The sequence below is a fragment of the Eubacterium coprostanoligenes genome (genome assembly GCF_900167205.1).
Classification (GTDB): domain Bacteria; phylum Bacillota; class Clostridia; order Oscillospirales; family Acutalibacteraceae; genus Eubacterium_R; species Eubacterium_R coprostanoligenes.
In genome coordinates this window covers 24,268-37,330 of the sequence record NZ_FUWW01000012.1, presented here as the reverse complement: position 1 = coordinate 37,330, position 13,063 = coordinate 24,268, and the positions used below count along the sequence as shown (strand labels likewise).

4 protein-coding genes are annotated in these 13,063 nt (G+C 39.8%); all 4 read left to right on the top strand.

The window, feature by feature from the left end; translation table 11 throughout:
- Nucleotides 1-5 precede the first annotated feature (5 nt).
- The 4 genes from B5D29_RS06030 to B5D29_RS06015 are packed head-to-tail and all read left to right on the top strand — an operon-like array spanning nt 6 to nt 12,986.
- On the top strand, nt 6-950 hold the full coding sequence (locus B5D29_RS06030; RefSeq protein WP_078768685.1) for a type II secretion system F family protein: 945 nt from the start codon (nt 6-8) through the stop codon (nt 948-950).
- Nucleotides 951-952: 2 nt separating this feature from the next.
- Nucleotides 953-1,297, top strand: a complete 345-nt coding sequence (locus B5D29_RS06025; RefSeq protein WP_078768684.1) for a DUF192 domain-containing protein — start codon at nt 953-955, stop codon at nt 1,295-1,297.
- Between the two features lie 24 nt (nt 1,298-1,321).
- On the top strand, nt 1,322-1,969 hold the full coding sequence (locus tag B5D29_RS06020) for a DivIVA domain-containing protein (protein ID WP_078768683.1): 648 nt from the start codon (nt 1,322-1,324) through the stop codon (nt 1,967-1,969).
- 49 nt (nt 1,970-2,018) lie between these two features.
- Complete coding sequence (locus B5D29_RS06015) at nt 2,019-12,986, top strand: TadE/TadG family type IV pilus assembly protein (protein WP_159443414.1); 10,968 nt, start codon at nt 2,019-2,021, stop codon at nt 12,984-12,986.
- Nucleotides 12,987-13,063: the final 77 nt, after the last annotated feature.

The following is a 13,063-nucleotide window of genomic DNA, read 5'->3' as shown; positions in this document are numbered from 1 at the left end:
ACGCTATGGTAGCTGTATTGGTAATTGCATATGCATTGCTTATTTTGGTTTTAAGCATAGCAATATTTGGCAAAAAAGGTAAAGAAGAAGACAACAACCTTAAAAGAATGAAGTCTATCGGCAAAGAGGTTGTTACAGCAGAGTATAAAAATATTGAATCTTCTTTCTATGACCGTAATATTAAGCCACTTGTTAAAAAACTTTCAAACCTTGACGCTCAGGGCAATAAGCAAACAAAATCCGCTCGTAAAAGACAGGAAACCGAAAAACTTGCGCTCCAGCTTCGTAAAGCAGGCATACATATGTCAACAGGTAGTTTTACCTATCTTAAAACCGCTGTTGCTGTTGTGGGCACAATTGTTTTCACCGGTATCGGCGTGCTTTTGATGGATGTAACAAATTATTTTTGGTTCGTCATTATTATTGGTTCAGTGTTCTCGGTGCTTGCTCCAACATTAATTCTTAAGCAAAAGATTAAAGGTCACCAAAATGCAATCAGAGCACAACTTCCTGACACACTCGATTTGCTCAGCGTTTGTATGGAAGCAGGTCTTAGCTTTGACGCATCACTTCTCAAGGTGTCGGAGCGTATGGAAGGTCCGCTTATTGATGAACTTGTAACTGTATTTAAGCAAATTCAACTTGGTAAAAGCAGAAATGACGCACTCAAGGCACTTTCGGATTCAACTGATGTTGACGAGCTTAAAACCTTTGTTTCAGCCGTTATTCAGGCGAACACACTTGGTATTCCGATTACAAATGTACTTGCCGCACAGTCTGAACAGCTTCGTGTTGCGAAGAGAGAAGAAATCAGAGAAAAGGCAGCAAAAGTTCCGACAAAAATGACTATTCCTACCGTTCTTTTGATTTTGCCGGCTATCATTTGTATCATTATGGGTCCGGTAATTATTCAGGTAATGGATCAATTCGGTGGCGGTGGTATGTTCTGATTATGAAAATGTTAAAGGCATACAAGGGCGACGAACTGCTTGTAGAAGAAGTAGAAAATGCAAATCATTTTGTGCGCAGATTTATGGGCTTGATGTACCGCAAAAATATGGCGGAAAATCACGGATTGCTTCTTACCCCGTGCGATGAAATTCACACTTTCGGTATGCGTTTTGCCATAGATACTGTTGCACTTGACAGGGACAACAGGGTACTTTTTATTGACCCTGCAGTTCCTCCGCACAAGGTTAGAAAAAAGGTTAAAAATGCAAGGAAAATCCTCGAACTGAATGCGGGTACAGCTGAAAAACTCGGCATAAATGTCGGTGATGTTTTAGCTTTCAAATAAACTATAAACTTGGAGTGGAGATTAATGAGTAACAAAGAAATTGTAGACAGAAGCCAAATTTTGGGCAATAACAAGGTAGAATTTGACAAATCACTTAGGGGCTATGACACGGCACAGGTTGATGAATATATTTCAAACCTTATCACAGTGCAAAAGAACGCTTCGGAGAACTTTGACAATCAGGTTAAAGACCTTCGAAACACAAATTCTATGCTTGAATACGAGGTTAATGAGCTTAAAGAACAGGTTAAGAGCCTCACTGCAAAAAATGAATTTGCAGCTGAAGAAAAAGAAAGATTGATGAAAAAAATCAACGAAGCTCCAAAGGCTGTCAAGGTTGTTGACGATTCTCAACTCAAGGAATTGCAAGAAAAATATGACTCTCTTGTAAGCAAACACAGACTTTTGGGAGATGAAAACAGAAAACTCTCAAAAGAAAATGAGAACTTGAAGAGAGATGTGGCTCACCTTACAAAGAAGGTTGACAAAAATCGTTCGGAAATTAACAATTTGAGAACAAGCGCAGAGGAAAACTACACCAATGTTACCGATGAGCGCTTCATTCAAATTTCAAGAATATATGAGGATGCAATTGACAAGTGTGAAGATTTGATTTTCAGACTTCAAACAGAGTTGTCGCTTGCTCACTCAAAGGCAGAGGATATCCAATAATTCCTGCCTAAACAGTAACTATCAACAATAAACAAGAGGAGTGATTGCCTTGAAAAAGTTGTTTAGACGAAAAGAAAACGGTGATATAGCGCTTATCTCGGTATTTGCAAGTATTCTTATTTTAACTATATTTGCGCTTATCGTTGATTTCGGTTTGATATATTATCAATCGGCAAAGTTGCAGAATGCGGTGGATTCTGCGACTGTTTCCGTTGCGCATAATCTTATGGCAGATGATACTGCGATCAAGACTACCGTTGAAAAATATATGAAGGAAAATGGCGTTGATATCGCTAACGGAAAAGTTGGTACAATCACTTCAGGCAACCTGAAAACCAAAATCTCCTATGGCGATGCTGACAAACCAAGTTCTGTTGTTGTAATTGACCGTAAAGGTATTTTGACCGAGGCGGCAAAAGACGCAGATGACGGGCAGTATATTTCATCAGGCTATCTTAAAGTTACTGTAAAAATAACTCGTAAAGGCTACCTTACCGCACTTTCGGGAATCGGAGACAGACCTCTCGTCAAGTCCGGTTATGCCAAGTGCGATATTCAATATAACAAAATGCCGGAAACTCTTAAGTATTCCATTTTTGCCAATTCACCGGAAATAAAAGATAATTACAAAGAAATGGCACTTAAGATTAACGGCAGAACAAATAATGCACAGGAAATTACAAATATATTTGTTAACCTCATTAATAAAATCAATGAGGACCTTATTCAAAAAATCATTGGCTGGACCGGTGGAGAACCAAACTATAACGAACTTGTAAATGCCAGCCTTTCTCACGCTATTATCAATGCCGATGTTCACTCAAACTCTGATATCAGCATCGGTGTAAACGCAATTCAGGCAAGCCGCAGCAAAGACGCAGATTACGAGGGTAAGGAAGAAAAATGTATCTGTCAGTCGTTGTGTAAAAGGAATTATGTAAATACTTATTGTGATGTTTGCCAAAGTGATTATAGAAAATGTATAGGCGATGTTCAAACCGAAGATGATTACAATCAGGTTCATTTCACCGCTGTTAATAAGATTGATTTTTCAGCAGGCAAGATTGCAAACAATTCTCTTGTCGGCGTTGTCATTGGTTCTCAACAAGACATTAATACCCGTGTTTTTGTAAGAAACTATCAGTATGTTGAGCAAACACAAGTTGCACTCAATGTAATCAATCATTTGGATTTTGATAGAATTACAAGCACAGAGAGCTTGAGAAACGCCTATAGAGAAACAGCAGAAGAATATATGGAAAACAGTGTTACTCTTCCGGAGGTTCAATACAATGCTGTTATCAATCAAGCTGATAATTTAAATTATATTTCAAAGGGAAAGTATGAATTTGTAAACCAAAAGTCGATTGTTTATGCCGCAACAAATGCTATGGCAAACCAAGTTATGCTTGAGGCTCAGGGTGGCAACACTTTGACCAATTTCCTTGCGCCTGTTTTGTCAAAGGGCATTGACCCTGTGGCAAACGAAACAACATTGCTTCAGTATGACGGCACAAAGGTAGACAAGGAAAACAGTGTTATCACATTTACAAAAACCGATAGCGACCAAACTGCAGAACTTTATATTGCTGATTGCGAAAACACCAATAGAAATGTTGTGCAGATGCATAAGCTCAACCAAACAACAGAGCAGGCAGAAGCAGGCTATCGTTTTGCAATTGCAAAAACATTCAGACAATATTCAAGTTATATTGAAGTACCAAACTTTAAGCCGTACTTCATCAGAGCGGTTAATCGTTCTATAAGAAATTCAACAACACTCAAGGCTGATAATGAACAAAATTCAGACACATCAGATGCAACAAGCATAAAGGATGCAGTCAGAAAGGCACAAGCCGGGCTTGAAAAAACAATTAATCTCAAAAACACTCTTGCAACTGTTGAAAACAAAGACGACACATTTTCAAAGAGCGCCGCAGATGCAACAAATGACCCGTCTAAAGTTCCTGAAGGCGAGGCTAATACTTATGTTGACAACTCGTTCTCAACATCGGGTGTGCTTACAAGCAAGGAAACTTCTCCTCTTTTTAAGTTCAAACTCACTTCAACCGACTCATCCGGTAATAGTATGGATGTTAATTCATACACACTTGCCAAGTACGGAAGTGATGATGAGCATCACACCAAGTTCAACGGTGTAAATATTTATGACAAAAACGGCAAACTCAACACCGCTAAAAATGTCGTTGATTCTTATGCAAAGAAAAATGCAGATAAATACGGCAAAGATGCAGTAAAGAAGTTTGAAAAAGAATATGTGCTTGTTAATGATGATTATAACAATCCGTCTGTTCACGATTATGACAAGCACTACGGCAGTAATGCAGTAGCAAAGAAAAAGCATTATATCGAAAACACACTTACTCTTTCAAGTGAGAGTAGGTTTGAGGATTCTGCCCCTAAAAAGGACGATGTGTTCCTTATGTCATCGGGCACAAAGAAGTCGTATTTTGACAAGAAAATTAAGGAAATTGAGGACGCTACCGATTCTATTGATGAAGCAGAACTCACTATTCCTGCTGATTTGAGAACAGATAGAGTTCCGTCAAGATACAAAACTTTGATTGAGGCATCTCTTGCCGACCTTGGATATACACTTGAAAACAGCGTTGGTGTGGAAACAACAAACACTGCCAATATTTCAAAGAATTACACCAAGCTTGACGGCACAGTTGTCAACGAGAAGTATTCTTACGAAAGTTTGCTCCCGGGACAGGATAACAATGTTGAAAAGTCTGTTGACAGCATTGTTGCGGAAACTCGTAATGATTTTAAACTGAATGCTGAACAAATCGGCAAAAAGGTAAATGACAAATACAATGAACTCCGTGTTCTTGAATCCACAACAGGTTGGACAAAAAAGGGCACAGTCGGAAAATATGCGGCTGATAATTTTCCACACGAAGATAACAGAATTGTTCTTGAAGATAAATGTTATTATGAAAAAATTGAAAATGCTTGGTCACACGGTATTGCTCCGTGGAGATACGGTATTCTCGTAAAGTCCGGCTCGAAGGTTCAGGTTGATGGAGCATTTAGCTTGGATAACAGTAGCGGTCATGCAACAACCATCATCGGCGACAAATCATATTCGGATTTTGATGAAGATGCTCAAGATGAACTTAAGCAAACATATCTTTATGTAAAGGGTAATGTTGAAATTTCAAGATGTGATGTTTTCATCGGCGACAACACAACTGTAATTGTTGACGGTCATGTATATGTTGACGGTCACTCTCTCACTATCGGTAAAAACTCAAAGCTCATTTGCGGATATGAAATCCGAGTTGGCGGAGGATTTACCGTTGGAGAAAATTCCGTTGTTGTTTCATATCAAGCAAACACAAAAGATAAATACTCTGTTTCTATGAATACTATGGTTGCCGAAAAAGGTAGTGAAATCTATGCAGTCGGCGATATCAGAAAGGTTTCCGGTTCTGACATTGTTATGAACGGTAAAATTTACTGTCAAAGAGCCATTTTCTATGGTGGCGGTAGCGGAAATATGATTTTTGGCGAAGGTTCTCAAACATTCCTTGGCAGAGACCTTTCAACAAACAGCAGTGGTGACATCACTATTGGAGAAAATGCTGTTGTTGTTGTAAACAGACCTACTGAATGGGCAGACAATCTCGACAAGGGCGTTGTTGATGTCAGCGGTGAATACACCCTTACTATGAAAACAGATTCTGTTCTTGTAACTCAAGGTGACAAGAAGCATAGAATCAAAGCAACAAGATATTATTGCGACTCCGGTTCGCTCATTGTTACCGATATGATTAAAAGCAATACCGGCAGTAAAGAGTACACCTCTGTATTTGGCAATGTTATCTGCCAAAAGATGGATGTCAGAACAACAGAATTTGCCGAGAATGCTCACATTTTTGCATCAGAAGAAATCTATGTTCAGGACAGTAAGACACTCACTTTCAATCCGGGTGTAAAACTTCTCCTTGGCAAAAATTCTTCAGGTCAATCAATTTCTAATTGCGGAGGTCTTGTGTTCAAAAGAAGCCCTGAAAACAAAGTCTTTGCACTTGGCGCAACAGGTACAATTTCCGGTTTCCAAAAGGGCAATGGCAACCATATACTTTATAACGGAAGCTACCTTTCGGTTCCGGGTCTTAATATTAACGACCTCACAGTTGAACAGGGCGGTGGATTCTGCGTTCCAAAGGATAGCAGTATTACCGTAAATAATCTTACAATCAATGACGGCACATCAACATATATCGGCACTCTCAATGTCAATAATTTGGTTGTCAATTCGGATGTAAAGATTGAGCAGGTTGGTTCTGCAAACAGCATTACAGTAAACGACAACGCTAAACTTTTGGTTGAAAAGAGTTGTACGGTTAAGGATGTCAATGTTTCTCCAAACGGAAAATTGCTCGCAACAAAAACCCTCACAATAAACGGCACGGCTGAAAACTTCGGTGAGATTCTTGTCGGTCTTGCTCCGAGCGGAACAAATCCGGGTAACGAAGGCAATCTCGAAGGCAGCGGAACAATCAACAACAGCAATTTGTTCCAGGTTTACGGCTATGTAAATTGCGGAGAACTTAATAATAAATACAATATAAATAAGTCGAGAGGCTCAACTGTTTATATAAGCAAAACCGCTAACTTCAATTCTGTAAATAACGAAAAAGAATGTAAGATTATCGGTTCTGATAAATCAAGCTTCTATTGGAAGAATCTTGCAAACAGCGGTAAACTTCAGGTCGGCACTCTTTTGGTAAACGACAGTTTTGTTAACAATGCAGGTGCTGAAATCAGAGTTGATGTTACCGCTTCTACATACGGTGTGCTTGAAAACAACGGTTTCTTGCAAGTAAGCGGAAATGCTATATTCAATATTATTAATAACACAGCTAATTTGAAAATTGGCGGAAACGCAACATTTGGGGGAAGCGTAACAAACGCAAGCACAGGTAAACTTCAGTGTACTTCGTTTGGCGCAACATTCAATTCAAATATTGACAACGACGGCGAAATGAGCATTGCAGGTTCTATCGTTGCAAAAGGCTTGTTTGAAAACAACAATTTTGTTTGCTCAAATAACAATTTGTGCTATTTCAATAGTCTTCAAAACAGCGGTGTTGTCAGCATCGGTGGATTTAAGTCGGGCAGTAATATCATCAATGATGCTACAGGCTTAATTGAAGTTTACGGTGGCGGTTGCGTCAGCAATATAAACACCCTTGTAAACAACGGTGATTTTGTATCGAATGTTAATATTGAAGATTTCGGCAATATTTTGAACTATGGCAAGTTGGAGTGCTTCGGCACATTGAATAGCGTATCGGTCGGCAGTAATCTCAATAACTGCGGAAAGGTTTATTGCCATTCAAATGTTACCGTCAACGGCACAATTACCAACGGAACACTTGACAATCACGATGCAATGTTCTATGCAAGTGCAAGCACTTCGGCGGAGATTTATGCAACTAATATCGAAAACTATGCAAACTTTTTTGCACACGATATTAATGTTCGTGTTGTTGAATCTTTCAGTTGCTATGAGGGTAGTAAGATTTATGTTGACACAGGCGACATCACAACCAATAATTTTGAGATTAACGCAAAATGCTCTCTCAAATATGGCAAAAACTTTGCTATAAACAGTACCCTTATCAACAGAACAAATCTTAAACTCACAAAGATTTCTGCACAGAAAATCCAAAATGAGGGCACACTCTTTGTTGATTCCGGCAATAAAGATTTCTTAATTGATTATATTTGGAATAAGAAAGATGCTAAGTTTGCCTTTGCGGGTCCGGGAGGACTTCAGTTTATAGGAAATGACAGCAAAAATGTTTCTCTCTGGAACGAGGGTAATATGTATGTCAAAGGAAATATATCGGCTAAGGGTGCAATTCGTGCATCTGCCGGAGAACTTTATGTTTACGGCAACGCTGATGTATCTAACTCTGTTTCGTATTTTGTAGACGGCGTTAAGAATAATGTCTATATGGAAGGCTCGGCAGAACTCTATGTTTACGGCGATATTCCGCGCTCAAATAACAGTGACGGTATGATGATTGCCGAAAGTTCAGATGCCGAGGATGAAAAAGCTGTATACAGTATATATGGCTATCAAGGTTTAGGCGCCAAAAACAGTCACAGTAGCGGATTGATTAACTGCTATCAAACAGGCGCACACCTCTATTTCGGCGGTGACTTAAAGGTTAAGCCACCGCAATATCTTGGTGCCAGCAACAAGCAAACCGTAAAGGGTAATATGTTTGTTTATGGCGAATACACTTGTGCTTACTTGATGACATTCTACATCAAGGACGGCGGCGTTGTATATATCGAGGGAAATGTTAACTGTCCATTAACAACTGATTTGTATCTTGAAAATTTTGCAGGAATTTATTGCTTTGGAAAGAGTGTTAAATTCCACGAAATTTATGCAAACAAATCATTTGTTTATCTTTTGAAGATAACAGACGGTGGCAATGTTGTTCAACCGCTTTTCAAAGTTACATTAGAGAATGCGAGTGTATTGTTCACTCCTATGGATGCAAGAATTCCGTCACACAAATTGGAAAAATCCGATGATTCGTTCTATGCTCCTGACCCTGAAGCTTATATTTCAATCTCGTCAAGGAACTTTGTTTCTGACGGTGTAAGAATTGTCACAAGCGGTAATATTTTGATTACTGAAGAAATCACAATCAAAGAAGGTCAGATGCTCTGTGCCAATAACATAAAGTTTGCTAACAACGGCAAACTCAATGTCAAGGGTACATTGTATGTTATAGGTCAGATTTTGAATGATAACGGCTCAACAACATCTGCGCTTTCTAATATCGAAAACCGCATTGATTTCACGGGTCCAAAGGCTGATGTGTTCATCGGCAAGACAAAGAGCGGAAAGCTCGAGTTCAACAGTCAACTTGATGCTTTCGGCGAACAAACCTTGTTCTTTGACAATGATATAATCGTAAACGGCAACCTTGCAAACGATAAGAATAGCAAGGGTGGAATCAGCGGCAGCAATCTTGTTCCAAACCGAGGCGAATCAATTATTGTTGAGGGCAATTCAAACCTTTATGTAACAGGCAATGTTTTTTCAAACGGCGAAAACAACAATAAGGGCAACGCTGTTTATGTCGGCGAAAACTGCTCACTTTCTTGTGGCGGTGCATTCTATTCCGACTCTGCAATTTATAATTTCGGCAAGTTCTATGTATTCGGCGAATTTGTAAATTACAAAAAGGCAGACGGAACAGAAGAATCAGACGCAAGAGCATGGCCAACGGATTATGGTACTGAAGAAAATGATCCAAGCAACTATTTGGGCAGATCTATTCTTAACGGTAGCTCAAATAACCGCAATGCAAGCATCTATATCGGTGGCTTGAACAAAAACGGCGAGCAATCAAAGAATACAATTATTTTTGTAGGCTATGTTCAAAACTACGGCAAGATTAACATTATGCAGGATACATACATCAAGGGTCACAATTCTTGTTCTTACTTGTGGATGAGAACCATTGGTGAAGATCCGATTGCCGCATACTGCACAAACAACGATGATTACGGTGCAAAGGCTTCCATAGTTGCAGAGCAAGGCTCAAGAGCACACTTCGGCGGAAATATCGCTATGCTTGGTGCTTATGTAACATTCAATACCGATACATCGGGAAACAAGGATGAAATGCCGATATTCTCATCCGAAGGCGATGCAACTTACGGTCAGGCTATTTTCAACGGTGGTATCTTCCATGCCAAGGGTACAGTAGGCTACACCGGCGAAGCAGGTTTCACCAAGGATGTAAATAAACTTGGAGAACAAGATCCGTTCAGAAACTACTATATAAAGAGCATTTGGATTAGATACTATGCAAGCAACACCACCGGTGCAGGTGACTGGAAGGGCACATATTCTATCGTAAACGGCTTTACTTTCTATCCAAGACGAAACGGCAAATATTCAGCACCGATTAAGAACGCTGTATTCTATGCAGGCGGAAATCTTAAGGTTGGTACAAGCGAAAAAGGAGCTGCCGAAAACAAGATAGGCGGTACGGTTCAAAACTACGGCACAATGTATGTTAACGGTTCTTTGGATGCTTATACTTATGAAAAATATGCAATCAACTATATTGCCCTTTCTGCACAGCTTGATTCAAATACCTTTATTGCAGGCAACTGCTTCTCAAACAGTGGTACGGTTTTGATGCGCAACACATTGTTTATGTGCGACGGCAACTTCATTTCAAAGCGTTGCACAAGAATTTGTGTTTCCGAAAAGGTAGACAGCAAGGATGACCTCAATGCAAGCAGTTATCTTTATGTTGGCGGAAATATGGCAACAAGTACCAACGGTACCGGTGGCGCAGGTGATATTGCCGGAAGCTACGGTGGTGTTGCTACATGGAACTACCTTGATATTTTCTCAAATGCAAATATCTATGTTGGCGGTTCGTTCTTCACAAATAGTATCTTTACCCCTCACAAGAATGTAACACTTATTGTTGACGGTCTTGACAAGGGCGGAGTTAACACATCAACTAACTTTATCACATGGCTTCAAAAGGTTGTTAACGGATTAAGCCTTAAGATTGACGGCTATGAATATGATAATTTTAAGTTCATTGTAAACAACAGATTTGATGTTCAGCAAACTCTCCGTGAGGGCAGAACAAAATCTATGTTCAACAGCTTCTATGTTCACGGAAGTGTATTCCTTAACGGCAGAGCAAGAATTGCCGATATGACAAAGTTCTATGTTTACGGCGATTTCGTTAACAGAACAGATGTTTTGGGCAAGATTACCGCATTCGAAGTCGGCAGAGCGCTCAATGTTTCTGATGACGGTGACACTTGGGCATCAAAGGGCACATTTGTTGATACAAATGACGAACCTCGTTTCATCAGAGATGGCAATAATGTTGTTCAAAATCCAAACTTTGATTACAACTATGCAAACGCTTGCTATCTTTATGTTCAGGGCAAACTTGACCTTGACCGAAAGGTAAATATCTATCCGGGCACAAAAATCAGAACCGGAAAGGACTACACTCCTCGTGGAATGGTTAAGTTGATGCACGACACAAGCGTATATTCAGGCGGAAAGATTGCTACTCACAGATATATTGATGTCGGTCAGTATTCAGAACTTTTTGCAAAGGAAAATATCAACGCTTGGAATTACATCTGCGTTCGTGAACACGGCACACTTTATAGTGGCGGAGATGTAAAGTGCGGAACTTCGTTTGAAGCTAAAACAAAGTCCATAATCTATACTCTCGGCTCAATAAAGGCAACCTTGAGCAACATCAAGATTCGTGACAATTCCACTGTATTTTGCAGTGGCAATATGACAGCATTTAGCTATATTGAACTTGGTAAGCATGACGAAAGATACAAGGATACCCTTCGTGATGTAACTCCAAAGTCAGGCGACAATGTTTGTACTTGTACCGGTCATTGTACAAATGGCGACTATGATGCAGACTGTCCTGTTTGTGGCAAGGCAAGTAAGCCTGCCGAAGCTTGTAAAGCACCTTATGAATGTATCTGTTCAGAATTGTGTACAAATGATAATTACAGTTCAGATTGTCCTGTCTGCAATGGCTCTAACGGCACTGATTACACCAAGTGTCGAGCCGAGGATCCGGACAAGGAAAATCCAACTGCTTGTACTTGTACTTCAAGATGTAGCGAGGCAAATCCAAATTGTCCTGTATGTAAAAATGATTTCAGTCAGTGTGCTATATCCGGCGATGAAGCAACGGAACTTAACAACGATTTGCTTGAGGATTATACCGACTCTGCTGATGGCGGTGTGTTCTATATCGGCAAAGTTCTTGCTTCATACACGGGCTATATCAGGCAGTATGGCTTCTCCGATACGGTTGTAGGTCAGTATGTATTTGCAAACAGATATGTCACTCTCCGTAGCAGTTCTAATATGTGGGTACTTCCTGAGGCTTACAATAATGACACCTACAAGCATGTAGACGCATCATTTGAAAGTGACGGAACTATCGCAGGCGATATTCTTAAGGCTCTTAAGACTTTTGCATATAATCTTAAGGAAAAACTCTCGTTTAAGAACGGTTCTGTTTATGCAATGGGCAATGTCACATTGAACAAGAACGCTTCTCTTATGGGTACATATGATTTGCGTACATTTGGCAAAACCTTACTTTGCCACGATTCGTTGACCTACTTTGGTCACGATGTTAAGTGCTCAACAACAAGCCTTGATTTAGGAGGCGGTTCAACCGGAAATGGCTGGACCGGATTTAAGGCATCGGGTGATGTTTATACAACATTGAAGTGCACAAATAAGGCAAAGCACCCTAACGGCTACACGATTTACACAAAGAATTATGATCCAAGCATAACTTATAAGTGTGACAAGTGCGGTGCAACACTCAGCCATAGCACGGTCAAGAACAATGTAACTTGTCCTGCAACGGTTTATGCAAACAACGAGATTTACATCTCAACATCAACCGATATGAAAATGTGCTATCTTGTGGCTTGCAATGGCGATGTAACTATTTCTGACCCATTCTATAACAGCTCAAGTCATGATGAAAACAATGTTTATCAGCTTCCGAATGCTATTGCATCGTATAATGGCAACATCACATACAATGCTATTTATGGCAAGATGACGGCATTGTTCTATGCTCCTCTTGGCAAGGTAACGCTTGACGGCTTCTATCAAGAGATTTGGGGCTCAATTATTGGCGACACAGTTGATATTAAGACTTTCTACATTAATATTCACAGATTCCCAAATTGGAGAACTATGGACCTTCAAATTGCCGAATCGGGTAGCGTATATTTGATTTCGCAGGAAGAATATGAAAAGCACAAAAACAATGTTGACGAGTCGTATCTCCACACCGGAAATACTGAAGACGAATCCAAGGGCGGCGCTTCAATCTTCTTTGATCCGGAAATTTTAGCCGGCGGTTCAAAGAGCGGTACCGGTTTGGAATTAGACACAACTTCGATCGGTTAACAAATCAAAATAACGGGCAAAAACGATGAGTAATTGTCGTTTTTGCCTTGTTATATAATGTTTAAGGAATAAATTTG

Coding starts and splice junctions, on each gene's coding strand:
- B5D29_RS06030 (WP_078768685.1), top strand. CDS start 6: ATGGTAGCTGTATTGGTAATTGCATATGCATTGCTTATTTTGGTTTTA.
- B5D29_RS06025 (WP_078768684.1), top strand. CDS start 953: ATGAAAATGTTAAAGGCATACAAGGGCGACGAACTGCTTGTAGAAGAA.
- B5D29_RS06020 (WP_078768683.1), top strand. CDS start 1,322: ATGAGTAACAAAGAAATTGTAGACAGAAGCCAAATTTTGGGCAATAAC.